The organism is Pullulanibacillus camelliae, assembly GCF_014642655.1.
GTDB lineage: Bacteria > Bacillota > Bacilli > Bacillales > Sporolactobacillaceae > Pullulanibacillus > Pullulanibacillus camelliae.
The window spans coordinates 24,663-50,873 of the sequence record NZ_BMIR01000012.1 but is presented as its reverse complement, the minus strand read 5'-3'; the positions used below and the strand labels follow the sequence as shown (position 1 = coordinate 50,873).

Below are 26,211 nucleotides of genomic sequence, written 5' to 3'. Positions count from 1 at the left end.
AGGGGTTCTATAGATGAAGATCATCGTCCAAAAATTTGGTGGCACTTCTGTTCAATCTGATGAAGATCGGCGTGAAGCCGTAAAACATGTAAAAAAGGCAGTAAGCGAGGGCTATAAGGTCGTTGTTGTCGTTTCTGCAATGGGGAGAAAGGGCGCACCTTATGCGACAGATACGCTACTCGGCCTTGTTGAAGATCGCCGGCTCTCAGAACGAGAAATGGATTTATTAATGTCATGTGGTGAAACGATCTCATCCGTTGTTTTTTCAGGATTATTACAAAGTGAAGAGATCGCTTCCGACGCGTTGACAGGTGGCCAAGCAGGCTTTCGCACAAGTGAGAACTTTATGAATGCTAAAATCATTGAGGTCGACACCTCAGTCCTTCGTCAAAGACTTGAAGCTGTTGATGTTGTGGTTGTCGCTGGCTTCCAAGGCATTACAAAGACAGGAGAAATCACGACTATAGGTCGTGGGGGGAGTGATACCTCTGCCGCGGCTTTAGGTGCAGCACTAGGAGCTGAGTGGATCGATATCTTTACCGATGTGGAAGGTGTTATGACAGCCGATCCACGGATTGTTTCCGATGCCCGTCACTTACAGGTACTCACTTATAATGAAGTCTGTAATATGGCGTATCAGGGGGCAAAAGTGATTCATCCTCGGGCTGTTGAAATTGCGATGCAGGCGAAGGTGCCCATTCGGATTCGTTCGACGAAGTCAGAACGTCCAGGGACCCTGATCACAGCAATTAAGAGGATGGGGAAAGGTCAGGATGTTCAGGAGCGCCTAATCACAGGCATTACCTATATGGATGACGTCACACAAATAAAAGTTAAAGCGAAAAAGGATCAATACGATTTTCAATCAAAGGTTTTCAAAGCCATGGCTGAGCAGCATATCAGCGTAGATTTTTTCAACATCAGTCCTCAGGAAGTGGTTTATACGGTCAGTCGTCTGGCAACGGAACGTGCAGTCGCTGCACTTGAAACACTCGGTTTTGATCCTGAGGTCAAACGCAACTGCGCTAAGGTCTCAGCGGTTGGGGCTGGCATCGCAGGGGTTCCAGGTGTAACCGCCAAAATTGTTCATGCTTTGACAAGTCAAGGCATTCAAATTTTGCAATCGGCTGATTCGCATACAACGATTTGGGTACTCATTGAGAACAAATATTTAAATGAAGCTGTGAATGCTCTCCATAAAGCCTTTGAATTGGAAAAAGAAAATTATAGTGAGCCCACAGAGTATTATTAATAATGGGCAGGATAACTAGAGAGAGACCGATTGCAGGAGGATTCCTGAATCAGTGGGTGATTAATATTGGGAGGCGATTTTTGTGGTGTTTGGACGGTTATTAACCGCTATGGTCACACCATTTGATGAACACGGGGAAGTGGATGATAAACGCACACGGCAGCTCGTGGATCATCTGATTAACACAGGAACTGAAGGGCTTGTTGTGGCAGGGACAACCGGAGAATCTCCGACATTGTCTAAAAGCGAAAAGCTGGCTTTATTCGAAACCGTCTTAGAGGCAACAGCTGGTAGAGTACCAGTGATTGTAGGGACGGGGAGCAATAATACGGCAGAAAGCGTCGCACTGACAAAAGAAGTTGAAAAGCTTGGTGTAGAGGGTGTGCTTCTCGTTTCACCCTATTACAGTAAACCTAACCAAGCTGGTTTATACGAACACTTTAAAACCATTGCACAATCCGTTCATGTTCCTATCATGCTTTATAACGTTCCGGGGCGAACAGCTTCTAATTTAAGCCCTGATACTGTTGTTAAACTCGCTTCTATTGAAAATGTAGTGTCCATAAAAGAAGCTAGTGGTAATTTGGATCAAATCGCGGAAATTATAGAGCGGACACCAGATGATTTTGTTTTATATAGCGGTGACGATGGGCTGACATTACCTATTCTATCCATAGGTGGCTATGGGGTGGTATCTGTAGCCTCTCATGTCATCGGACCACAGATGCGTGAATTAATCCAAGCTTTTCAAAAAGGACAGTTTGAGAAAGCGGCACAATACCATCGGCACTTACTGCCTGTCATGCGTCAGTTGTTTGCGCAACCGAGTCCGGTACCGGTTAAATCACTTTTAAATCAGCTTGGAGTCGAGGTAGGCAGTGTGCGTCTTCCTTTAGTCCCCATGACCGAAACAGAGCTGACGGAATTACAGCAGGTCTATCAGCAGCTATCAGCGAATGATGAGGACTGAGGCTATAACAGGTGAGCTCAGTCTGAGTAAAAAGGGGCATTTTAAGGTGTCTCTTTTTACATCATCATGTTTTATTTTTACTTTTAGTGCACAGTTTTTAATCCTCTGCTATACTTCTGTAAAACTCTCCTCATGCCTACCGTTTTAAAGAAATAGCCTCTCTATAAGGAGTACTGAAAAACTACTGAAAGCTAAAATATACACCATCGTCATGAAATGGAAGGCACGAGCCTCCTGCGGGAAGTGGGAGATCGGTAAGACGTTAGCAGGGCGCAGCGTGAGGAGGCTTACCACTTTCCAGCGGAAAGTGAGTGCCTTTCATTGCAATCAGCATCCGACCTTCCTTGTGCATTATAAAATAAAAAAGAGAACTTTTCAGTGGCTTCTCTATAAGAGGGGAGATTTTGCTAAGTCGTTTCTATACTATTAGTAATAAATTCATTTTATACCAGTTTCAGGTCTTGTATATCCTCCTGTATTTAGAGTATAATACGGATAAGGATTCGTACGGGTGAAAGTATGGGCTATGGTAAGCCTTTTAATTTTAATGTATACAAGCCATAAATATGAGAAGCTTTCGAATAAGTGTGATAAGAGTGTCGATTGATGGCTGAAGACAGAAAGTAATTAAAGCGTTGCGCCATTTTAATGGGAATCGAAAGAGAGAAGCGAGAGATGTGAAACGGGTTTTGTAAGAGATCAAGGGTTTGAAGAATCGAAAAGCCGTTGGTCTAGTCACAGATCAGTGATCATCGCCGTGATTTGAAATGAAGCTGTTTAGTATGTTTGTCGGTTTTTTGTTTTACATAGGCTAAACCCATAGTTCGTAGTGATCCTTTTGAATTGTTAGATCTTTTATATGTTAATATTGGAGGAATGCTCATTGCAGAATCAACAAGAAGATAAGGTCAAGATTTATGCGATGGGCGGCGTTGGTGAAATTGGAAATAACATGACAGTTATTGAGATCAATGAGGATATTTTTATCATTGATGCCGGGATGATGCATCCTAAAGATGAGATGTTTGGTGTTGATACTGTAATACCGGACATCACGCATCTCGAACAAAAACGAGATCGTATAAAAGCGATCTTCTTGACTCATGCACATAGTGAACATATTGGAGGTATACCGTACTTAATTAAGAAAATTAAGGCTCCAATATATGGTACTACACTGACTCTGGCATTTTTAGAACAAATGCTCAGAGAGATGAAAAGTAATAAGAAAGTCAAAACATATACAATAGATCCTGACAAAGAGGTTTGGATTGGAAGCAATCGGGTATCGTTTTTCCGAACGAACCACAGCATCCCTGACTCAGTAGGCCTCGCCTTCCATACATCGCAAGGTGCGATTGTTCATACAGGGGACTTTAAATTTGACTATACCCCTGTAGATGGCGTGAAATTTGACTTGAGTAAATTAACGCGCATTGGCGATGAAGGTGTACTTTGCCTGCTTTCGGATAGCAAGAACGCTGAATTGCCTGGACATACGCCTTCTGAATCAACAGTAGGGGAACGCATTGAAGACGTGTTTTATTTTGCAGAAGGCAGAGTTATAACAGCTCTTTATGCGTCTAATTTGCATCGTATTCAGCAGGTGGTTAATGCCGCTGTACAGACAAAGCGAAAGGTGGCGTTAGACAATCGCTATCTTGAGCGACTGGTTGGCATTGCGACAAAGCTTGGCTATTTACATGTCCCTAAGCACACCTTTATCAGTTTAGATAAAATCGATAAAAGACCTGATCGTGAAATTGCCATTATTTCAACAGGGCCTGAAGGTGATCCAATGTCACCTTTAATAAAAATTGCCAACCATTCTCATAAAAAGCTGCAGCCAAAGGACACAGATATCTTTATCTATGCTTCTTCTGCTTCTCCCGGTGATGAGAAAGATGTCACCAAAGCGATCGACTCATTAATGCGGATCGGGGTACAAGTTGTTTACGGTAAGGACGTTCATGTTTCTGGGCATGCCTCAGAAGAAGATTTGAAGCTTATGCTTGAATTGGTGCGTCCGAAATATTTGATTCCAATCCATGGTGAATTTCGCATGCTTAAGGTGCACATGGATATTGCCGCTTCAACAGGTCTTCCGCTCCATCATGTCTTTTTACTTGATAAAGGCGATGTAGTTGAATTTACAAAGGGTGAAGCGCGTGAGACGGAAAAGGTTCCTGCTGGCCAAGTGCTTGTTGATGGTTTGGGTGTCGGTGACGTCGGGAACATCGTTCTAAGGGATCGCCGTTTACTGGCTGAAGATGGCACACTTATTGTTGTTGTTACCCTTGGCAGACGATCAAAAGCCATTCTTTCCGGTCCGGAGATTATCACTCGAGGCTTTGTCTATGTTAGAGAGTCTGAAGAACTTATTGAGGATGCCAACCAAATCGTAACAGAAGTCCTTTCCAAAGCTCTGAATGAAAAGGTATCTGAATGGTCATCACTGAAAAACGGTATTCGTGATGCTCTAGGTCGATATCTTTATGATAAAACCAAACGCCGTCCAATGATTTTACCGATAATTATGGAAATATGATTCAAGAAAAGTGTCGTGCCCTGTAGCCGGCACTTTTCTGCGTGATAGAAGCTTCTTGCTCTAATAGCTCCAATGTATGAAAAACCTTTGCTTATCAGATAATAATCGTAACTTATGTAAAAGGAGGGGTCTTTCCAGATGTCAGAGGAGCAACAAGAGCAAGAACAACAAAACAATGAATCGAATGCGCTGCTCAATCAAATTCAAAAACTCGGACAGACGAATCTAACGGGTTCCGAATCAAATATTCACTGTCTTACGATCATTGGTCAAATTGAAGGTCATATGGCCTTACCGCCAAAAAATAAGACGACTAAATATGAGCATTTAATTCCACAGCTTATTGCTATTGAACAGAATGAAAAAATCGAAGGCCTGCTAGTCATGCTGAATACGGTTGGTGGGGATGTGGAAGCCGGCCTTGCGATCGCTGAAATGATTTCCACCATTTCCAAGCCTACGGTTACATTGGTTATTGGCGGCGGCCATTCTATTGGGGTGCCGATTGCCGTATCATCAGACTATTCTTTCATTGCTGAAAGCGCCACGATGCTTATCCACCCTGTTCGTCTTAACGGACTAGTTATCGGTGTGCCACAGAGCTTTGATTATATTGAAAAAATTCAAGAGCGGATCACTCGATTTGTCACCACGCATTCTAAAATTAGCGGCGAAGATTTTGAAGAGCTAATGTTTAATAAAACGAATTTAACCACAGATATAGGGACAAATCTTGTCGGTGAACAAGCTGTAGAAAAGGGCATTATCGATGAGGTTGGTGGTGTGGGAAAGGCATTATTGAAGCTGCATGAATTGATTGATAAACAAAAACCCGATAGGGATGAACAGCAGGTGGTTCAATAATGTATTATACGATTATGCCTCCTGAACTCATTTTTTCTGAGAGCGAGGAGCGAGGAATGCCAAAGCAAGTGATGATTGAAATGGATGGTGTTCCGCTTATCATTGAACAGGAAACTGAATCTGACTATCACATTGTTCAAGTGATAAGTTCTGATCCTCAGCATTTTCTTCAAGAAAAATATCAGCCGGGAAAAAAGGTGACCTTTCAGCCTTTACTCAAATCCACCATTTAAGGTACAGTATAATAAGAAGGAATGGACAGCATCGCATGAGCGCATCGTTTTTTCATGCGGTGCTTCTCGTTTTTAATAGGATGACAAGTCCAACGCGTTGTTCGTGTGAAATATGGACTGAGGAAAAGCTAAGCCCTTCAGCAGGCTTTACCTTGGCTTAAAGCCAAGTTTTCTCAATAGATTGAACAGAGGTGTCACACTCATGGCTAGAAAAAGAAAGAGAAGGCGGCAGACAAAAAAAGGCTGGAAACAGATGTTTATTTATGAAGCCACCGGTCTGATTTTGTTTGCCTTAACCTGTATTGGCATTACCCATACAGGAATTGCTGGAAAAGTGTTAGTGGATATCGCCCGTTTTTTTGCGGGGGAATGGTATATATTAATTTTTATCGGCACACTTATTCTGTCAGTATATTATATATGGGCGCGAAAACAGCCACGATTTTTTACGCGCAGACTCGTTGGGTTTTATATTTTGTTTTTTGCTATTTTACTTTTAAGCCATGTGAAATTGTTTGAAGCTTTAACAGACAATAACCAATGGAAAAATGCATCGGTACTTCGCAATACGTGGGAGCTTTATCATGAATATCTTCTGGGCAATATAACGGCGAGTTATTTGGGAGGAGGCATGATTGGGGCGATCGGATTTGCCTTTTTCTACGTGCTCTTTGATGCCAAGGGAGCTATGTTTATGGCGCTTTGTCTCATCCTGATCTCTATCATTCTCATTACAGGAAAATCGCTTCGTGATACTTTACATAAGCTCATGACTCGGCTTGGTCGTCTTTCTAAATCGGCCCGTGAAAATGCTGCTGATAAATGGCAGGAATCTAAGGAACGCCGTCGGGATAAACGGGAAGAAAAGGCTGCCAATCCCCCCTCTGAAGCAGCATTAGAGCTTATTGATCATACCGAGAATGCTGGAGAGCCTGAAGAAACGGAACCGATTATTCACGATTTTAATGAAGAAGCGGATTATACAGCTCACGAAACATCTGTACAGTCACCGCGCGAGGAGAGTGAAGCCGATGAGGATGACGCGGCTGAAGGCGCAAGTTTTCTTGTCCCAGAGATGGAAAATGAAGAATATCAATTGCCGTCGTTCGATTTGCTAAATCCTCCGGTGAAAAATTCGCAGACCAATGAGCGCCAGCATATTGCATCAAATGTACGCAAGCTAGAGCAAACATTTGAAAGCTTTGGTGTAAAAGCCAAGGTGAAAAAGGTTCACCTTGGACCTGCGGTAACCAAATATGAAGTGTACCCGGATGTGGGGGTAAAGGTTAGCCGCATTGTCAATTTGAATGATGATATCGCCTTAGCTTTGGCAGCCAAAGAAATCCGTATCGAGGCACCAATCCCAGGAAAATCAGCAGTTGGTATTGAAGTGCCAAACCAAGAGGTAGCCATGGTGTCCTTGCGTGAGGTGCTTGAATCAGAATATGCCTCCAAAGAAATGTCCAAGCTCGCCATCGGGCTCGGCCGTGATATCTCGGGTGTGCCCATTCTAGCCGATTTGAGTAAAATGCCTCATCTCCTTGTTGCTGGGGCAACAGGAAGCGGAAAAAGTGTGTGTATTAATGGCATTATTACAAGCTTGCTTATGCGTACGAAGCCCCATGAAGTAAAGCTGCTGATGGTTGATCCTAAAATGGTTGAGCTGAATGTGTACAATGGTGTTCCACATCTTTTAACACCGGTTGTAACGGATCCTAAAAAGGCATCGCAGGCCTTGAAAAAAGTTGTCGATGAGATGGAACGCCGCTATGAGCTCTTTTCACATAGCGGCACACGAAATCTTGAGGGCTATAATAATTATGTTCGAAAGCACAATGAACAGCATGAAGAGCAGCAGCCTTATATGCCATATATTGTTGTTATCATTGATGAGCTTGCCGATTTGATGATGATTGCCTCAAAGGATGTGGAGGATGCGATTACTCGTTTGGCTCAGATGGCGCGAGCAGCGGGGATTCATCTTATTATTGCCACTCAGCGTCCATCGGTGGATGTCATAACAGGGGTCATTAAGGCAAATATCCCCTCAAGGATTGCCTTTAGCGTTTCGTCTCAAACCGATTCAAGGACGATTTTAGATAGTGGTGGTGCTGAGAAGCTTCTTGGAAAAGGGGACATGCTGTTTTTACCTATTGGCGCTTCTAAGCCAACGCGTATACAAGGGGCGTTCCTTTCTGATGATGAAGTGGAAGCTGTGGTTGATTTTGTAATATCACAGCAAAAGGCACAATATCAAGAGAATATGATTCCTACGGATGAACCCGAACGAAAAGCGCAGGAGGTTGAAGATGAGCTGTTTGACGATGCGGTTAAGCTTGTTGTCGATATGCAGACGGCTTCAGTATCTATGCTACAGCGCCGCTTTCGTATCGGCTATACGCGAGCAGCCCGTCTCATTGACGCCATGGAAGAGCGCCATATTGTTGGGCCGTATGAAGGAAGTAAACCAAGGGAAGTTCTGATTGCTAAAATTGAAGATGAAATTTCCTCTTAAAATATAGTGACGCACTCCTCTGCTTAACCGCGGGGGAGTGTGTTTTTTCTTGAAAGATCAGAAACCTAGATTAGTTTGGTCTTGACCTGAAATTTTGTTTTTTTTTTTTTGAAGTATGAATAAATTAGGAGAAATTATAAAATTTCTGATCATGGGGACGGTGCGCGATGACAGTTTATTTGGCTTGCTTTCCCACAGGATACCCATCTAGGTATCCGTGAGTCCGGATACTGAGGAACATACTATATCTGAAATGGTCCGAATCCATGTCTTTTAGTTGAACTCCATTTTAGTGTCCAGTATAGGATCGGGGGTTTTTGCCTAATAGTTCTAATAACCCAACATAAATGGCAGCGGTTTATCATATTCTCTCATGATATAGAATAGGCAAATTTTTCTTCTTAATTGATGGTTCAAACGACGGCTTTCGGGTACAATGAAAAAGACGGATTACAAGGAGGGAAAGGCATGAACACTATTAATGAAGAAATCGTTGAACTCGCGGGTTATCGTTTACATATAGTAAAGACAAATAAATTTAAAACGGTAACGATGGTTTTACAATTTTGTGCACCGTTAGAGGAAAGCACGGTGACTAAGCGTGCTTTGTTAGCACATTTATTAAAAAGCAGTACAAAAAAGTCCCCAACCTCTCAACAGCTCCAGCATCGCTTGGATGATTTATACGGGGCTTCACTCGCTTCACAGGTTCAGAAAAAGGGACATTATCATGTGCTTTCAATTCAAATCAATACAGCAAATGAAAAATTTTTATCAGAATCGTCTTCATTATTAACAGAAAGCCTTCATTTATTAGCAGAAGCTGTTCTTGAACCTAATGTCACTGAGCAGGGAGCGTTTGATGAGGCTGTCTTTCAGCGGGAAAAGCGGGCCTTAAGGCAGCGCTTATTGGCGGTCTATGATGATAAGATGCGCTATGCCAGTGAACGGCTAATTGATGAAATGTGTGCCGGAGAGCCTTTTGCACTGCATACAAATGGAACGCTGGAGGCTTTAGAGGCTCTTACGCCTACTGATGTTTATGACTATTATTTAGAGATGCTTAAAACCAATAGCGTTGACCTTTATATTGTTGGGGATGTTGATAGCGATGTGATTCAAAGTGAATTAAAGACGCTTCTTCACTTTAATCAAAACGAACATCGGCCTATAGGCCGGCTGCAGGATGTGGATAAAAGGGTTGTTGAACCAAAATATATCAAGGAGAGTCAGGATATTGAGCAAGGCAAGCTTAATCTTGGCTATCGCACACATGTCGTTGTGGGTGATCCCCTTTATCCAGCTTCTCAAGTCTTTAACGGTTTGTTTGGTGGTTTCCCCCATTCCAAGCTTTTTATGAATGTCCGCGAAAAGGCAAGTCTCGCCTATTATGCTGTTTCACGCAACGAAAGCTTTAAAGGGCTGATGCTCGTGATGTCAGGCATTGAATTTGCTAATTACGATCAGGCCTTAGACATTATTCATGAGCAATTTAAAGCGATGCAAGAAGGGGCGTTTTCAGATCATGAAATCGATCAAACGAAGGCGCTGCTGATCAATTCTACTTTAGAAGCTCTGGATAGTCCGTTTTCAGTGATTGATTTACTTTACCAACAGGTGTTATCCAATGATGCTCTAGTGCTTGATGAATGGTTTGATGACATTCATCGTGTCAATCGTGAGGACATTATCAAAGTCGCTCAACAAACCCAATTAGATACCGTATATTTTCTTCAAGGAAAGGAGCGTGCTTAAGTGGAAACGAAGCGATTTGAGCAGCTGCAAGAAACAGTCTATCATAAGCAGTTGAATAACGGCTTAAACATTTATGTTTTGCCAAAAGAAGGGTTTAACAAAACCTTTGCGACGTTTACAACGAAATATGGTGCCATTGACAACCAGTTTAAACCTTTTAATCAAGAGGAATGGTTGAAGGTACCTGATGGCATAGCCCATTTTCTAGAGCATAAAATGTTTGAACAGCCTGATGGCGTTGATGTGTTTCAGACGTTCGGCACGCAGGGGGCAATGGCCAATGCATTTACGTCTTTCACGGCAACGGCATACCTCTTCTCCAGTACATCCAATGTTGAAAAAAATCTTGAGACCCTTGTAGATTTTGTTCAAGAACCGGCGTTTACTGATGAAAATGTTGAGAAGGAAAAGGGCATTATTGGACAGGAAATTCGCATGTACGATGATAATCCGGATTGGCGTTTATACTTCGGGCTTATTGAAAATATGTATCAAAATCATCCAGTTAAAATCGATATTGCAGGTACTGTAGAGTCCATTGCTAAAATTACAAAAGAACATCTCTATGAATGCTATAGAACTTTTTATCATCCCAGTAATATGGTGCTTTTTGTTGTTGGCCCTGTCGATCCCGAGGCCATCATCACGCTTATAGAAAAGAATCAAGCGGGCAAAGGGTTTACTCATAAGCAAGCTATTGAGCGCCAATATCCTGAAGAGCCCGTATCGGTAGCCCACAAAGAGCGAAGTCTACCTATGCCTGTTAAAACACCTAAGTGTTTGGTTGGCTACAAAGAAAAGACGGTTCATCGTCAGGGGGACGAAATGCTGCGTCATGAGCTTTCTGTGCAATTGTTGCTTGAACTATTGTTTGGAAAAGGAACGGAAAATTATAAGACCTTGATTGATGAAGGCTTAATTGATGATAGCTTTTCCTTTGAATACACTGAGGAATATGAATTTGCCTTTTCTGCTTTTGGTGGCAATACTGAAGATCCGGATCGTCTGGCTGCAAGACTTCAGGCAATGGTGGAGGAGGCTAAGTCGCAACCCATTGATGAACAGACGGTTGAGAGAGCGCGGAAAAAGCGGATCGGCTCTTTTTTAAAGGCCTTGAATTCGCCTGAATTTATCGCAACACAGTTCACACGCTATCAATTCAACCAAATGGATTTATTTTCCATTTTATCAACTTTAGAGACACTGACATTGACAGAATTGCAAACGGTCCTTAATGAGCATTTTGATCATGACTGCTTTACGCAGTTTAAAGTGGTGGCGAAATGACGTGGAAAAGTATGCTTTGATCACGGGAGCGAGCGGGGGTATCGGTCGCGAAATTTCAAAGGCGCTCGCTAAAAGTGGCTTCTCGATTTTTTTACATTATTATCAAAATACAGCGGCAATCGAGTCTTTAAGTCAAGAGCTTATGGCGCGTTATCCGGATCAGGAATTTATTACGCTTCAGGCAGATCTTAGTCAGGATAACGGGTGGCACTTGCTAAAAGAGATTGATCGGCCCATCGATTGTCTGATCCATAATTGCGGTCGCAGTCATGTGGGGCTTATTACAGATGTGACGAAGATGACTTTAGAAAAATTTATTACTTTAAATATTACCAACCCCTTTTTGATCACGCAGGAACTATTGCCACAGATGATTCGCAATAAAAGAGGGAAAATCATCTTTATTACGTCCATCTGGGGAATTGTCGGGTCCTCTATGGAAGTGCTGTATTCGACGATGAAAGGGGCGCAAAATAGCTTTGTTAAAGCCTTAGCAAGAGAGCTTGCCCCGAGTCATATCAATGTCAATGCTGTAGCGCCTGGTGCCATTGAGACAGAAATGATGGAGGTCTTTGATGAGGAAACGAAGCAGTTAGTCTGTGATGACATCCCAGCAGGACGCTTTGGCCAGCCTGAAGAGGTGGGGGCATTAGTGGATTTTTTGGTCTCAGATCAGGCGGATTACATCAATGGACAGGTGATTTCCATCAATGGGGCCTGGCAAACATAAGGATACAGTCTTCCATTTTTTTGCTCAATTGAAATGAATAGTTTATTCCTCACATGGCATCCTAAACTACGTAGGATCATTTCAAGGAGGTATAAAACATGTCTGTTCTTCAAAACTGGGATCAATGGAAGGATTTCCTGGCTGATCGCTTACATCAAGCGGAAGGCAAAGGTGTTGACCAATCAACAATCAGCAACTTTGCCACGGAAATTGGTGGCTATCTTGCTCAGCATGTTGATCCAAAAAACGATGAGCAACGAATGCTAGCTGATCTTTGGAGCGTGGCGGACAAGGATGAACAACATGCTATCGCAAACATGATGGTAAAGCTTGTTCACAACAATGGTGCCAATCAATAAATAAAACATTTGTGAAAAGGGGTGTCTATAAGGACATCTCTTTTTACTATGAAGATTTTCTTCAGTTTATTTCAAGACCTCGTGGTCATCGTTTTATTTCTATCATAAGCACTCTACTTGTAGGTTATTATTTAAATGGGATTTACCAGAGATTTTCTTTTTTCTCTCTTGAAACCTTTAATTTTTTAGTATAAATTAGAAGTGATACTTCTTTTGGCTTTTGAGCATAAGAATGGTGTTCGTAAGTTCACGTCATATTCTAAAGAGGTTTTATATGGAGGAGCAAAAAGAGTGGTATTTAGAGTATGAAATACATAGAAATCGTCCTGGGCTGATGGGTGACATTACTTCTTTATTTGGCATGCTCGGCATTAACATTCTCACGATTAATGGCGTAGATGACACCAGGCGCGGGATGCTTTTAAGAACTGAAAATAGCACGCAAATTGATCAACTTCATAGCTTTGTTAAGTCGATGGATAACATAAATGTCACCAAATTGAGGGAACCTAAGTTAAGCGATCGCTTAGCTGTTCGCCATGGACGGTATCTTGAAAGAGATGCAGATGACAAGAAAACCTTTCGATTTGTGCGAGATGAAATTGGCTTGCTTGTCGATTTCATGGCTGAATTGTATAAAAAAGAAGGGCACAAACTGATTGGTATAAGAGGTTTGCCACGTGTTGGAAAAACCGAATCTGTCGTTGCCGCCAGTGTATGTGCGAATAAGCGCTGGGTATTTATTTCATCCACTCTGTTAAAACAAACGGTGAGAAGTCAGCTTGCTGAGGATGAATTTACTGATGATCACGTGTTTATCATCGACGGCATTGTGTCAACACGCCGTTCTACGGAGCGCCATTGGGAATTGCTTCGTCGCGTCATGAGAATGCCTGTCACGAAGGTTGTTGAACATCCTGATATTTTTGTTCAAAATACTGAATATCAGCTGGATGACTTTGATTATATTATTGAATTACGGAATCATGACAAAGAAGAAATCACGTATGACATGCTTGAAGATGGTTTTTCTTCATTTAATGAGTTTAACTGATATGAGGTAGGTGGTAATCAGTGAGTGAGCTTGGCAAGGCTCTAAAAGAAGCGAGAGAGGAAAAGGGACTGACCCTCGACGACATCCAAGAAGCAACTAAGATTCAAAAACGCTATTTGGTTGCCATTGAAAATGGAGACTATCAACTTCTACCCGGGCAATTTTACATACGCGCTTTTATTAAGAGTTATGCGGAAACTGTTGGTTTAGATGTTCAGGAGCTTTTTACCCAATATGCTTCTGAAGTGCCTAATCCGGCAGCTGCAGCTGATTCAGAAATAGAAAAGCTGCCTTCTCGAAAGGAACGGGTTGAGCGGACGGCTCCTGTAAAATCAAAAGCAACATCAACCAATGTATCATCGCTTTTACCAAAGATTATTGCCGTTGTTGCTTTAATTGCGGTCATTGCTTGCATTTACTTTATAGTTATTAAAGTGAATGGTGGTAGCGATGATAAAAGCAGTAAGGCATCGAGCAATGATGATGTCACCCTGCAGCAGGGCAGTGATATTGGAGACCATAAGTCCAAGAAGAAATCGACTGATGGTGCAACCGGTGAAACGGCTGATAAAACAGCGGATCAGAAGCAGTCAGATTCAACAAAAAAAGCAACCTCAAAAAATGACCCATCTGATCAGCAAAACGAAGACAAGCCAACCCAGCAGACGCTAAAAATGACGAGCCAATCAGGAACAGCTTCTACCTATTCTCTTTCTGATACGGATAAGTTTGTAGTAGAAGTCACTGCGGTAGATGGCAAATATTCTTGGTTGACAGCATCTAAGGATAATGCTAGCGGTGAACGCTATTATTTTGCTAATGTGGCCAAAGGCGTTAACGGTCAAAAAGATGCGTCATTTAAAAAGGATTTGAGCAGTGTCCAATCTCTTTATTTAAAGATTGGTAACACGACTGGAGCGGTGGTCAAGGTCAATGGTCAGGTATTAAAATATCCGACGGATACCACCACACAATCACTGACTATTAATTTCAAAAAATCCTAATGATTGAGAGTCATCACAGGGTGGCTCTTTTTCTACGGACTTATATTAGGAGGCGCTTTAGATGAACATTGCCAACAAAATTACGGTTTCCCGTGTGATTCTCATTCCTATTTTCTTGATCTTTTTTCTTGTTCCCTGGCATTTTGGTACATTTACAATTGGGGATGCCGTCATTCCAGTGCAAGATTTTATTGCTGCGATTTTGTTTATCGTCGCTTCATGTACGGATTGGCTCGATGGGCATTATGCACGCAAGCTTAATCTGGTTACAAACTTTGGGAAGTTTCTTGATCCGCTGGCGGACAAGCTGCTTGTTATGAGCGCTTTTGTTCCATTGGTTGGCTTTGGAACGATTCCTTCCTGGATGGTTATTGTCATCCTGGCCCGTGAATTTGCGGTGACAGGGCTTCGGCTTGTGGCTGTGGAATCTGGTGAAGTTATTGCCGCTAGTCGCATTGCCAAATGGAAAACGGCAGCTCAAATGGTGGCGTTGATTTTATTGCTCTTTCACAACATCCCCTTTGGAGAAAACGGCTTCCCGCTAGCGATGATCATCCTTTGGATTGCTGTTGTTCTCACGGTCATATCCGGATGGGATTATTTCTATAAGAATAGAGAAATTCTACTAAAATCAAAATAAAAGCAGGAATTTAATAGGTGAAGCGATAATTAAATAGTTAGGGCAGTAAGACAATAGGGTTAGAAAAATTACACTGAATGAAGGTGTCTATGGTGAATGCAGAACTCATAGCAGTCGGATCAGAACTTCTATTAGGGCAAATTGCGAATACAAACGCTCAATTTATATCCGAGCAGTTAGCGGAGCTGGGGATCAATGTGTTCTATCACACGGTAGTAGGGGACAACCCAGAACGCTTGAAGCAGGTGATCAGCATTGCGCAATCCCGCTCAGAGCTGATTATTTTTACTGGTGGTTTGGGACCTACTAAGGATGATTTAACGAAAGAAACGGTGGCGCAATGTTTAGATAGACGTTTGGTGACAGATGACAAAGCGATGCAGCAAATTGAGGATTATTTCAAAAAGTTGAATCGTGAGATGACTGAAAATAATCGCAAGCAAGCCATCGTACTTGAAGGCAGCCGTGTTCTTCCAAATAATAATGGCATGGCTCCAGGAATGATCATAGAAACTGAGTCACATCGCTATATCCTTATGCCAGGGCCGCCAAGTGAAATGAAGCCGATGTTCTTAGGTGAGGTCAAGCCGTACTTGCTTAAGGATTTCAACGAACCTCTTCATTCACGCGTCCTGCGCTTTTTTGGCATTGGTGAATCGGCTTTGGAAACCGAGCTCATGGACTTGATTGATGCGCAAACCAATCCAACCATAGCGCCTCTGGCGAAGGAAGGAGAAGTGACGCTTCGCCTGACAGCCAAACATCGTAATCCTGCGGAAGCAACCAAGCTATTAGATGATACAGAAGCAAAGATCAGCGCGCGCGTCGGCGAATTTTTATATGGATATGGTGATGAAACGACATTGCCACAGGTTGTGTTTGAATTATTGAAGGATAAAGGGCTGACAGTGGCTTCGGCAGAAAGTCTGACAGGAGGCCTTTTTAGCCAGCAATTAACCGACTTTCCTGGCGCATCAGCCCTTTTTTCTGGAGGCATCGTCGGCTATACAAATGAAGTAAAGCGTGATGTGTTAGGCGTTGAGCAGCGTATCCTTGATGAAAATGGCGCTGTGAGTGAAGCCTGCGCTATGGCAATGGCTAGTGGAGCAGCTGAGCATTGCCATGCTGACCTTGGCATTAGCTTTACAGGTGTTGCTGGGCCGTCACTCGAAGAGGATCATCCTGTTGGCACAGTATTTATCGGTTTATCTCATGGAAAAACTCAAGTTGCTCATGCCTTTCGTTTTAATGGCTCAAGACGTGGTATTCGCCAGCGGAGCGTGATGCATGGCTTTGATCTTATCCGGCGCTATTTACTTGAAAAATCCCCTTTTGAAAAATAAATCGAATAAATGTTCGTAAAACGCTTGGCAAATGTATAAAAAACGTCTATTATAAGAGTAGGCAGATGAGTTCATGGTTTTCTGAGTACCAAGAATTACTAGATTTATAATAGAACTCATAAGTGAAGCGCTGAATTTAACCCTCTAATAAGGAGAGATAATGATTTATGAGTGAAAGAAAAGCAGCCCTTGATATGGCTTTGCGTCAAATAGAGAAGCAATTTGGTAAAGGCTCCATTATGAAGCTGGGAGAACAGGCTGAGCAACGTGTTTCAACGGTTTCAACAGGCTCATTATCCCTTGATGTAGCTGTCGGTGTAGGGGGTTATCCACGCGGCAGAATCATTGAAGTTTACGGTCCTGAATCCTCTGGTAAAACAACGGTTGCTCTTCATGCGATCGCTGAGTCTCAAAAAAATGGTGGACAAGCCGCGTTTATCGATGCCGAACATGCTTTGGACCCTGTTTATGCACAAAAACTAGGCGTGGACATTGATGAATTGCTTTTATCTCAACCCGACACCGGGGAGCAAGCTTTGGAAATTGCTGAAGCACTTGTTCGCAGTGGTGCTGTTGATATCATCGTTGTCGATTCCGTTGCTGCGTTAGTGCCTAAGGCGGAAATTGAAGGAGAGATGGGGGACGCTCACGTTGGCTTGCAGGCGCGTTTGATGTCTCAAGCTCTGAGAAAGCTTTCTGGGGCGATCAATAAGTCGAAAACAACCGCTATTTTTATCAACCAAATTCGTGAAAAAGTCGGTGTCATGTTTGGTAATCCTGAAACGACACCCGGCGGTCGGGCACTCAAGTTTTACTCCTCAATTCGTCTAGAAGTCCGTCGCGCTGAGACTCTTAAACAGGGCAATGACATGGTGGGCAATCGTACTCGAATTAAAGTTGTAAAAAATAAAGTTGCACCGCCTTTTAAACAAGCAGAGGTTGATATTATGTACGGAGAAGGTATCTCTAAAGAAGGCGAAATCCTAGATATTGGTTCGGACTTAGACATTGTTCAAAAGAGCGGCGCATGGTACTCTTTTAATGATGAGCGCCTTGGTCAAGGACGTGAAAATGCCAAACAGTTTTTAAAAGAAAATGATGAAATTAAGGCAGAGATTGAGAACGCCATTCGTCAGCATTTTGGTTTGGATGCAGATAAAGAAGATGCTCCAGAAGCCCCTATTGCTGAACCTGAACAAGGTGAATTGCTTTAAGATAATAAATAAAGGAATCCGTGCCGCTTCTCCGGAAGGGTGATTGGATTCCTTTTTATTAATAAAAATAATGCGCTTTATGTAAATTAAAAGGGTCAAGGGTCTTGACTTTTGGAAGGACGCGCTCATTCTATTGATACACGGCTCTAGATGCATCTAATGAGTATNTGAAGCAATAAAATGATCGTGCACTAAAAAGTTATCTGTTTTTGGGCATACTTTTCCCTTGGCGCGAAAATAAATGTTGAAATTGGGTATAGCATGGGTAGGTGATTTCCGCTCCTGGCACTCGCTTTCCACGGGCACGGCCTCAGCCTCCTCGGAAGAAAGACACTTCCTGCGGGGTCTTCGGACACGTGCTGTTCCCGTAGGAGTCTCGTGCCATACATTAACCTTATCAGAAACGGATTTTTTTTCATTTATTTGATGCGTTGAAATACAGAATAAACCACTTGATAGATAAGCCTTTTTACTGTGTTTTGGGAACTTCTATGAATAGTCTAGGATAAATTTAATTTATAGACTATTTTTTATTTTAGATTGGATCCCCTTATTTTAGCCTTTAATAGAGAATATCATACGATACAAGTTGACAACCATTTTTTCCAAATATACAATGAAAGTGTCACTTTATATTTCTTTCATTAAAAAATGATTTTTGAAAAGTGTAAAAGAGACCATGACATGGTCTTCGCATGACGAAATAGGACGACTGTTTGAGAGCAGGGAGGTGAATATTATGGGTACAATTACCATCATCTCCATTGCGCTTATCTCTGTAGTCGTTGGAATCCTGATCGGGTACTTGGTACGCAAATCGATCGCTGAAGCAAGAATTGCGACGGCTGAAAATCAGGCGAGGCAAATTGTAGAAGATGCTAGGCGAGAAGCTGAAGCGTCCAAGAAGGAAGCGCTTCTTGAAGCAAAAGATGAAATTCATTCGATGAGAACAGAAGTGGATAATGAGCTTCGTGATCGCCGTAACGAACTTCAGAAGCAAGAAAATAGACTCGTTCAAAAAGAAGATCTCCTGGACAGAAAGAGCGAAACACTCGATAAAAAAGAGGAATCACTGGACAAAAAGGAGGATTCTCTCGGAAAACAACAACGACAAATTGAAGAGATGGAAAGCAAAGTGGAGGATGTGCTGCGTCGTCAGCAAGCCGAACTTGAGCGTATTTCCGGATTAACTATGGCGGAGGCCAAAGAGTTAGTCATTAATCAGGTGAAACACGAAGCTGTCCATGAAGCCGCACAGATGGCGAAGGAAATTGAAAATCGTGCCAAAGAAGAGGCCGATAAAAAAGCTAAAAATATTCTTTCACTTGCAATGCAGCGCTGTGCAGCTGATCATGTTGCAGAAACAACAGTTTCAGTGGTTAACTTGCCTAATGATGAAATGAAGGGCCGCATCATCGGTAGAGAAGGCCGAAATATCCGTACACTAGAGACGCTAACAGGTATCGATCTCATCATCGATGATACACCGGAAGCTGTCATCTTATCTGGATTTGATCCAATCCGACGTGAAATTGCCAGAATTGCTCTGGAGAAATTGGTGTTAGATGGTCGCATCCATCCAGCACGCATTGAGGAAATGGTAGAAAAATCGCGTCGTGAAGTGGATGAGATGATACGCGAATATGGCGAACAGACGACATTTGAAGTTGGCATTCATGGTTTGCATCCAGACTTAATCAAGATTTTAGGACGTTTAAAGTTCAGAACAAGTTATGGACAAAATGTTCTTAAACACTCGATGGAAGTCGCTTATTTAACGGGATTAATGGCAGCGGAGTTAGGTGAAGATGTGACACTAGCCCGACGTGCAGGTTTGCTCCACGATATTGGTAAAGCTATAGACCATGAGGTGGAAGGAAGCCATGTAGAGATTGGTGTTGAGCTTGCAACAAAATATGGTGAACATCCTGTTGTTATCAACAGTATCGCTTCCCATCACGGAGACACAGAGGCTACCTCTATCATTTCCGTACTTGTGGCAGCCGCCGATGCCTTATCTGCAGCGCGCCCTGGTGCTAGAAGAGAAACACTTGAGACTTATATCCGTCGCTTAGAGAAATTAGAAGAGATTTCAGAGTCATTTGAAGGTGTTGAGAAATCATTTGCTATTCAGGCCGGTCGTGAGATTCGTATTATGGTTGAGCCTGAGATTGTTGATGATGCCAAATCTTATCAATTGGCTAAGGATATTACGAAGAAGATTGAAAATGAACTTGATTATCCGGGACATATTAAGGTGACTGTTATTCGTGAAACACGAGCGATTGAATACGCTAAGTAAGAGTAACACTTTAAAAGCTTAATATTCTCTAAAAAACGGCCCCTAGGGGCCGTTTTTTTGCACTTATAAAATTTTGTCCTCGCTCGGATAATCACGGTTTTTATGAGGAGAACGTCCTGAAATTTAGAGATAAGCTAGTTTTAATAGAGCTTGTCGTAAGCAGTATTTGCTGATGGATCAGTTTGCCGAAAGCTTTACAGGGCTAAAGCTGTACTGTTAGTATAAAAACAAGTATAAAGATTAGTACATGTGAATGCTGCTAATCATGAAGGAGTTTATAATGGTGAGAGTATTATTTGTAGGGGATGTCTACGGGAAGACAGGAAGGCAAATGATTGACGAGTATTTGCCACGATTAAAAAGTGCGTATAAGCCGAATGTGACGATTATTAATGGTGAAAATTCTGCTCATGGCAAAGGGATCACGGAAACCATCTACAAGCAACTGATGCGTGCGGGAGCCGATGCGATCACAATGGGAAATCATACATGGGATAATAAAGAGATCTTTGAATTTATTGATCGAGCTGATCATATGGTTAGGCCTGCTAATTATCCAAAAGGGACACCAGGGCAGGGGCTGATCTTTTTGAATCGAAATGGTGTGGAAATAGCGATCATCAACCTTCAGGGCCGCGTTTTCCTGCCAGCTATAGACTGTCCCTTTGCAGCTGCTGATGAATTAATCAAAAAAGCACGGGCAAAGACATCACTTATATTTGTAGATTTTCATGCAGAAACGACAAGTGAAAAATTAGCGATGGGTTGGTATTTGGACGGTCGTGTTTCTGCTGTTGTCGGTACACATACACATGTGCCGACAGCTGATGAACGAATTTTGGAGCAGGGGACTGCCTATCTCACCGATGTAGGAATGACAGGGCCTTATAACGGGATTATCGGCGTGCAACGCGATGCAGTCATTCATCGATTTAAGACAAGCATGCCGGTTCGCTTTGAAAGTGAAACAGGGCCGGGGCAATTATGTGCGGTCGTGATTGATATTGATAAAGCGACAGGTAAAGCAACGGCTATAAAACGGCATTTCATTAATCCTGACCATCCATTTTATGAGTAGCCGGAGTATGTTTAGTTTAGAAAAATTTGAAAATTAATCCTGAAGAGAAGGAATACATGTACTAGATGCGGAATATAGATACAATGGGATAACGATTCTCTCTGGAGGAGGTACAATTGAAATGGACGTATTAAAGGTTTCAGCAAAATCCAATCCGAATTCCGTAGCTGGTGCACTCGCTGGTGTACTTCGTGAAAGAGGAAGTGCTGAGATACAGGCCATTGGTGCGGGTGCCCTAAATCAAGCGGTGAAAGCGGTAGCGATTGCAAGAGGCTTTGTAGCTCCAAGTGGTGTCGACCTCATTTGTGTTCCTGCATTTACGGATATTTTGATCGACGGTGAAGAACGAACGGCTATCAAGTTAATTGTTGAGCCCCGGTGAGCAGATGGTTTTAAGCCTGCTTGTTAATAACAAGTGGGTTTTTTCATGCCTTCAGAAGGTATAGCTGGGCGTTTTTAGGGAGAATCACTTTACTTTTTGAAGAATTGCTTCTGGCCCGCTTCCCCACAGAATTGAGTTAAACTCCTTTTAAGTCAGCGATGTTGAAGATTACTATTACCCAATATTTTTCGTGTTCCGAACCTCGTTTATTACCATAATTGCTTTTTCTATTTATAAAAGAGAATTGGGCAATCGCCAAAATTTATAATTTTTCGCTGATGACTTCCAAAGATGATCCTATCAGTTTAGGTTCTGATTTTCTGGTTTTTGCATGTCTGCACACATGCGTGATGGTGCAGACATGCTATAATATAAAGAAAAGAAAGTGGGGAAAGGCTATGCGTATTTTCGATGCACATTGTGATGTGCTTTTAAAGCTACACTATGATTCTAAATTAAACTTTGCGAATAGTGATAGCTTACATATTAATTATAACTATCTAAAAACAGGTGGCAGTAAGGTGCAATGCTTTGCCTTGTTTATACCGCCTGATGAACCACAAGAAATTAAATTTAGAATCGCTTTGAATATGATTGATATTTTTAATCAAAAGATTCTTGCTGTGCATGATGATATCAAGCAAGTGCGTTCTAAGCAAGACATTGCTCATTTAAAAGAGGATGAAATAGGTGTAATGCTGACGCTAGAAGGCTGTGATGCTCTTGACATCGACTTATTAAAACTGCGGACGCTCTTTCGCTTAGGGGTTCGATCGGTGGGGATGACGTGGAATAATGCAAATGCAGCAGCAGATGGGGCTGAAGAATCTCGCGGAGCAGGCTTGTCTGATTTTGGTCGCCAAGTTATTCGAGAAAATAATCGGCATAAAGTATGGACTGATGTTTCTCATCTAAATGCTAAGGGATTTTGGGATGCGGTGGAGGAGGCAGACTATATAATTGCTTCTCATTCTAATGCCCGTGCACTATGTGATCATCCGCGTAATCTGTATGACGATCAGATTGAAGCGCTCATCAAGCGCAATGGTGTCATTGGCATCACTTTTGTCACCGATTTTTTGAGAGAGCCAGGCTCTGCTTCGATTGATGATATATTAAAGCATATTGAACATATTTGTGAACTCGGCGGTGCTAGCCATATCGGTTTTGGCTCTGATTTTGATGGCATTCAGTTTACACCAGAGGGCTTGGACAATTATAGCTATTATCCAGAACTTATTAATCACTTGCAGAAGCTTTATTCAGAAGACCTTGTCAAAGGCTTTCTATTTGATCATTTCTATCAAGCACTTCCAGAATAATCGTCTTCCCCCAATGTACAATGAAAGTGTACTTCTGGGGTTGAGAATGATAAAATGAAGAAGGAAAGGCAGGGTTTGTCTTTTTATTATTGCAATAGTGTCATTATATGAAATACATAGAGACTTGTTTAAAGGAGGTTCTTACATGAAAGAGGCATTTCGCTATCTCCAAGAAGAACTCGATCAAATGAAGGATAATAACACATTTAGACAGCTCATTCCATTAGAGTCAAAGCAAGGGTCCAAAGTTGATATTCATGGCAAAAATGTCATTCAATTATCCTCTAACAACTATCTTGGTCTAACGGACCATCCCAAATTGAAGCAGGCTGCGATAGAAGCCGTTGAGAAGTATGGTGCAGGAACGGGTTCTGTACGGACGATCGCTGGAACTTTGTCGATGCATAATCAGCTTGAAGAAAAGCTTGCGGATTTCAAACATACTGAGGCATCATTAGTGTTTCAATCTGGATTTACAACCAACCAAGGAGTCTTATCAGCAATTCTTTCTGATCAAGATGTGGTCATTTCCGATGAATTAAATCATGCTTCGATTATTGATGGCATTCGTTTAACGAAGGCGGGACGCAAAATCTATAAGCATGCTGATATGGACTCGCTTGAGGAAGCTCTAAAAGCATCTACAGGGGCTAGAACGCGTTTGGTGGTTACTGATGGTGTGTTTTCAATGGATGGAGATATTGCCCCACTTCCAGAAATTGTAGCCCTTGCGGAAAAATACGACGCCATGGTCATGGTCGATGATGCGCACGCTAGTGGTGTTTTAGGGAAGAATGGACGTGGCACTGTTAATCACTTTGGTTTGGATGGCCGAGTCCATATTCAAGTCGGTACACTCAGCAAGGCGATTGGTGTACTGGGTGGTTATGTTGCGAGTACCAATACGCTTCGTGATTATCTTATTCACAAGGGTCGCCCATTCTTATTTAGTACATCTCATCCCCCAGCCGTCACGGCTGCCTGCTTAGCAGCGCTCGATGTATTGCTGAATGAACCGGAATTGATTGAAAAGCTATGGGATAATCGTGCCTTCTTTAAAAAGGGTCTGGAGGCTCTTGGCTTTGACACAGGAAAAAGTGAAACGCCAATTACCCCAGTTGTCGTTGGTGACGAAGCCAAAACGCATCAATTATCCGATAAATTATATGAGTATGGTGTATTCGCTCAAGGAATTGTCTTCCCAACTGTACCAAAGGGAACAGGACGTATCCGCACCATCGTCACTGCTCAGCATACACAAGAAGAACTCCAACAGGCGCTTAATGCTTTTGAAAAAGCAGGGAAAGCGCTGGGAATCATCTAAAATAAAGCAATTAAAAACCCGGCAACCATTTGGCGTCGGGTTTTTAATTAGGCTAAGGCTTAAAGATTATTAAAATAGATAAATCCTGCGGAAGGATAACCGCCTAGTCGGGATGCTTGTTTAGAAGAACCCTCATGGTAAAAAAATGCCGACATTGCAACTGTTGCCGTTAAAGCAAGTGTTAAAAGAGAAAATTTTAGAGCTTTCATTTTAAAGCCTCCAGTTCAAATATTTTTCTTTGAGCATCAAATACCTTCTCAAAGTATATCATTGCTTCTTGATAACGAGAACGATCCTTATAATAATTTGCTAGTAATAATGCAAAGTCTTGTGTATATTCCCATGATTTATTCTCTATGAAAAATTGAATGCCCTCTTGTAAGGTATTTTCAATATTTCCCCTATCTATATATATACCATATAAAACTTTTAAGAGTGCAATATGCAAGGTATCATTCACTTCTTCACATAAGACCATTGCTTTATTGTACCATTCTCTAGCCTTATCAAGCTCATTGAGTTTACAGTATTCTTGGCAAAGGAGAATGGGGGTTTTATAAAACTGTTCTCCGGTCTTATAAGATTCTAATAACCAGTGAATCGCTGCCTTTGGAAGATTTTGCTTGCTATAGAGTAGCCCAAGATCATGGTAGGCTAAGATCATGGTAGGCTAAGTTTTTTAAAGAGATATCGTTTGTTTTATTGGCCTGCTTTAAGGCTAAATGAAATCGCCTCTCCGCTTCTTCATATTGATGCATATCAATGCAATTCAAACCGATGAGCATTTCACATCCAGATAAGCGCGCATAATCCTCCATATTCTCAAATAGGGTATACGCCTTCTGCAAATACATGAAGGAATCGAAGCTTTTGATTAGTTCGAATAGCACCGCTGCCGTCTGATAATACAGTTCGGCGGTCAGCGCATCTTGATCAATTGAAGGAATGAGCTTCTCGGCCTTTTGATAAAGTGCTAAGGCTTCCTGATTGCGTTCGCTGTTTATTCTATAATCCATGCCTCGAAAGAGATAAAAGAGAAACATTTCCTCTGTATTGAAAGAAGAGAGATACTCTTCCAGCTCATTAAAGCATAGCTTGGCTTCATCAAATTCACGTATAAAGACATAGTGACCATATCTTAATAGGTGATAGTAACCACGCATTTGACACGTTGGCATGCTATGTATGCTTTGATTTTCGAGCTCCACCAGCATTTGCTTTGCTTGAGCTGTATCTCTTTTGATGATGGCACGTTGCCAGGAGTTGAGTCTTTCTTGGATGCTGTTTGTTTGAAAAACACCGTTAATCCCCATATTGACCTCCCGTAAATACCAAAAAGTACCTTTAGCAGCATTATAGCATACTTCACTCATCGTATTATTGGGAAAATTAGTGTTTTATCCCTCTATTTTTTTAGGGGTATTTTATTTTTTTTCCTATGATATAATTTCATTTAGAATATTCAATAATTGAAAGGGTGAGGGCAGGATGTTGGAACGACCGAGAGAAGATGAATACAATAGTTTTTACAGGCGATACATAGACTTGGTGCCTGATGATTTCAATAATACCATTTTAGAAGAACAGGTGAATACAACGATTGCTTTGGTCAAGGAGCTTACCGAAGAGCAAGCTTTGTTTCGCTATGAACCAGAAAAATGGACAATTAAAGAAGTGATTGGACATATGACCGACACGGAACGCATTATGGCTTATCGACTGCTTAGTGTTGCTAGAGGGGAAAAAGTGGAATTGCCAGGTTTTGATCAAGATGATTATGTCAAAAAGGCTGACTTTAATGAGCGAGCGCTCTCAGAGCTATTAGATGATTTGAAAGTGGTCAGAGCGTCAACATTGCGACTTATTAAAGGGATTGATAATGCTCCTGATGTCTGGTTGCGTACGGGGACTGCCAATGGCTCTCCGTTAACCGTGTGCGCGATTGCTTATATTATAGCAGGGCATGAACGCCATCACCAGCAACTTTTACAGGAGCGCTATGGTCTCCGTTAGCCCATTTTTCTTTTTTCTTGTG

General features: G+C 42.0%; 24 protein-coding genes. 21 read left to right on the top strand and 3 right to left on the bottom strand.

The window, feature by feature from the left end; translation table 11 throughout:
* Positions 1–13: 13 nt before the first annotated feature.
* From dapG to IEW82_RS12640, 20 genes are all read left to right on the top strand, one after another.
* Positions 14–1,252, top strand: coding sequence for an aspartate kinase (dapG, locus tag IEW82_RS12735; protein ID WP_188694749.1), 1,239 nt, complete (start codon positions 14–16; stop codon positions 1,250–1,252).
* Between the two features lie 82 nt (positions 1,253–1,334).
* The gene (dapA, locus tag IEW82_RS12730; RefSeq protein WP_188694747.1) at positions 1,335–2,222 is read left to right on the top strand and encodes a 4-hydroxy-tetrahydrodipicolinate synthase; all 888 of its coding nucleotides are present in this window, start codon (positions 1,335–1,337) and stop codon (positions 2,220–2,222) included.
* 883 nt (positions 2,223–3,105) lie between these two features.
* The gene (locus IEW82_RS12725) at positions 3,106–4,770 is read left to right on the top strand and encodes a ribonuclease J (protein ID WP_188694745.1); all 1,665 of its coding nucleotides are present in this window, start codon (positions 3,106–3,108) and stop codon (positions 4,768–4,770) included.
* Between the two features lie 138 nt (positions 4,771–4,908).
* Positions 4,909–5,634, top strand: a complete 726-nt coding sequence (locus tag IEW82_RS12720) for a ClpP family protease (RefSeq protein ID WP_188694742.1) — start codon at positions 4,909–4,911, stop codon at positions 5,632–5,634.
* The gene (locus IEW82_RS12715) at positions 5,634–5,867 is read left to right on the top strand and encodes a YlzJ-like family protein (protein ID WP_188694739.1); all 234 of its coding nucleotides are present in this window, start codon (positions 5,634–5,636) and stop codon (positions 5,865–5,867) included. Before IEW82_RS12720 ends, IEW82_RS12715 begins: the two co-directional genes overlap by 1 nt.
* A 202-nt stretch (positions 5,868–6,069) precedes the next feature.
* Positions 6,070–8,382 carry a DNA translocase FtsK gene (locus IEW82_RS12710; RefSeq protein ID WP_188694736.1) on the top strand — a complete coding sequence of 771 codons (2,313 nt, stop codon included), beginning with the start codon at positions 6,070–6,072 and terminating at the stop codon, positions 8,380–8,382.
* A 468-nt stretch (positions 8,383–8,850) separates the two neighbouring features.
* On the top strand, positions 8,851–10,137 hold the full coding sequence (gene yfmF, locus IEW82_RS12705; RefSeq protein ID WP_188694732.1) for an EF-P 5-aminopentanol modification-associated protein YfmF: 1,287 nt from the start codon (positions 8,851–8,853) through the stop codon (positions 10,135–10,137).
* Entirely contained in the window at positions 10,138–11,424 is a 1,287-nt protein-coding gene (yfmH, locus tag IEW82_RS12700; protein WP_188694730.1) for an EF-P 5-aminopentanol modification-associated protein YfmH, read from the top strand. It begins immediately after the preceding gene.
* A gap of 1 nt (position 11,425) precedes the next feature.
* Positions 11,426–12,154, top strand: a complete 729-nt coding sequence (ymfI, locus tag IEW82_RS12695; RefSeq protein WP_188694727.1) for an elongation factor P 5-aminopentanone reductase — start codon at positions 11,426–11,428, stop codon at positions 12,152–12,154.
* Between the two features lie 98 nt (positions 12,155–12,252).
* Entirely contained in the window at positions 12,253–12,513 is a 261-nt protein-coding gene (locus IEW82_RS12690; RefSeq protein WP_188694722.1) for a DUF3243 domain-containing protein, read from the top strand.
* Positions 12,514–12,787: 274 nt separating this feature from the next.
* Positions 12,788–13,567 carry a DUF3388 domain-containing protein gene (locus IEW82_RS12685; RefSeq protein ID WP_188694719.1) on the top strand — a complete coding sequence of 260 codons (780 nt, stop codon included), beginning with the start codon at positions 12,788–12,790 and terminating at the stop codon, positions 13,565–13,567.
* Positions 13,568–13,587: 20 nt separating this feature from the next.
* Entirely contained in the window at positions 13,588–14,571 is a 984-nt protein-coding gene (locus IEW82_RS12680; RefSeq protein WP_188694715.1) for a helix-turn-helix domain-containing protein, read from the top strand.
* 61 nt (positions 14,572–14,632) lie between these two features.
* On the top strand, positions 14,633–15,211 hold the full coding sequence (gene pgsA, locus IEW82_RS12675; RefSeq protein ID WP_188694713.1) for a CDP-diacylglycerol--glycerol-3-phosphate 3-phosphatidyltransferase: 579 nt from the start codon (positions 14,633–14,635) through the stop codon (positions 15,209–15,211).
* 89 nt (positions 15,212–15,300) lie between these two features.
* Entirely contained in the window at positions 15,301–16,554 is a 1,254-nt protein-coding gene (locus IEW82_RS12670; protein WP_308422160.1) for a competence/damage-inducible protein A, read from the top strand.
* A gap of 167 nt (positions 16,555–16,721) precedes the next feature.
* Positions 16,722–17,768: a recombinase RecA gene (gene recA / locus IEW82_RS12665; RefSeq protein WP_188694710.1), complete on the top strand. Its 1,047-nt coding sequence runs from the start codon at positions 16,722–16,724 to the stop codon at positions 17,766–17,768.
* A gap of 739 nt (positions 17,769–18,507) precedes the next feature.
* On the top strand, positions 18,508–20,070 hold the full coding sequence (rny, locus tag IEW82_RS12660; RefSeq protein ID WP_188694707.1) for a ribonuclease Y: 1,563 nt from the start codon (positions 18,508–18,510) through the stop codon (positions 20,068–20,070).
* 283 nt (positions 20,071–20,353) lie between these two features.
* Entirely contained in the window at positions 20,354–21,148 is a 795-nt protein-coding gene (locus tag IEW82_RS12655) for a TIGR00282 family metallophosphoesterase (RefSeq protein WP_188694895.1), read from the top strand.
* Between the two features lie 121 nt (positions 21,149–21,269).
* Positions 21,270–21,530, top strand: a complete 261-nt coding sequence (locus IEW82_RS12650; protein ID WP_188694704.1) for a stage V sporulation protein S — start codon at positions 21,270–21,272, stop codon at positions 21,528–21,530.
* A 398-nt stretch (positions 21,531–21,928) separates the two neighbouring features.
* The gene (locus IEW82_RS12645) at positions 21,929–22,852 is read left to right on the top strand and encodes a dipeptidase (protein WP_188694701.1); all 924 of its coding nucleotides are present in this window, start codon (positions 21,929–21,931) and stop codon (positions 22,850–22,852) included.
* Positions 22,853–22,997: 145 nt separating this feature from the next.
* On the top strand, positions 22,998–24,176 hold the full coding sequence (locus IEW82_RS12640; protein ID WP_188694698.1) for a glycine C-acetyltransferase: 1,179 nt from the start codon (positions 22,998–23,000) through the stop codon (positions 24,174–24,176).
* Between the two features lie 59 nt (positions 24,177–24,235).
* Here the strand turns inward: IEW82_RS12640 and IEW82_RS12635 are convergent, their stop codons facing one another.
* From IEW82_RS12635 to IEW82_RS12625, 3 genes are read right to left on the bottom strand one after another with little or no spacing between them, the layout of a single operon-like run.
* Entirely contained in the window at positions 24,236–24,385 is a 150-nt protein-coding gene (locus IEW82_RS12635) for a hypothetical protein (RefSeq protein WP_188694694.1), read from the bottom strand.
* Complete coding sequence (locus IEW82_RS12630) at positions 24,382–24,840, bottom strand: tetratricopeptide repeat protein (RefSeq protein WP_188694692.1); 459 nt, start codon at positions 24,838–24,840, stop codon at positions 24,382–24,384. The genes IEW82_RS12635 and IEW82_RS12630 overlap by 4 nt, the downstream gene beginning before the upstream one ends.
* Positions 24,821–25,489 carry a hypothetical protein gene (locus tag IEW82_RS12625; protein WP_188694688.1) on the bottom strand — a complete coding sequence of 223 codons (669 nt, stop codon included), beginning with the start codon at positions 25,487–25,489 and terminating at the stop codon, positions 24,821–24,823. The genes IEW82_RS12630 and IEW82_RS12625 overlap by 20 nt, the downstream gene beginning before the upstream one ends.
* Before the next feature lie 175 nt (positions 25,490–25,664).
* Between IEW82_RS12625 and IEW82_RS12620 the strand changes: the two genes are divergently transcribed.
* Complete coding sequence (locus IEW82_RS12620) at positions 25,665–26,189, top strand: DinB family protein (protein WP_188694686.1); 525 nt, start codon at positions 25,665–25,667, stop codon at positions 26,187–26,189.
* Positions 26,190–26,211: the final 22 nt, after the last annotated feature.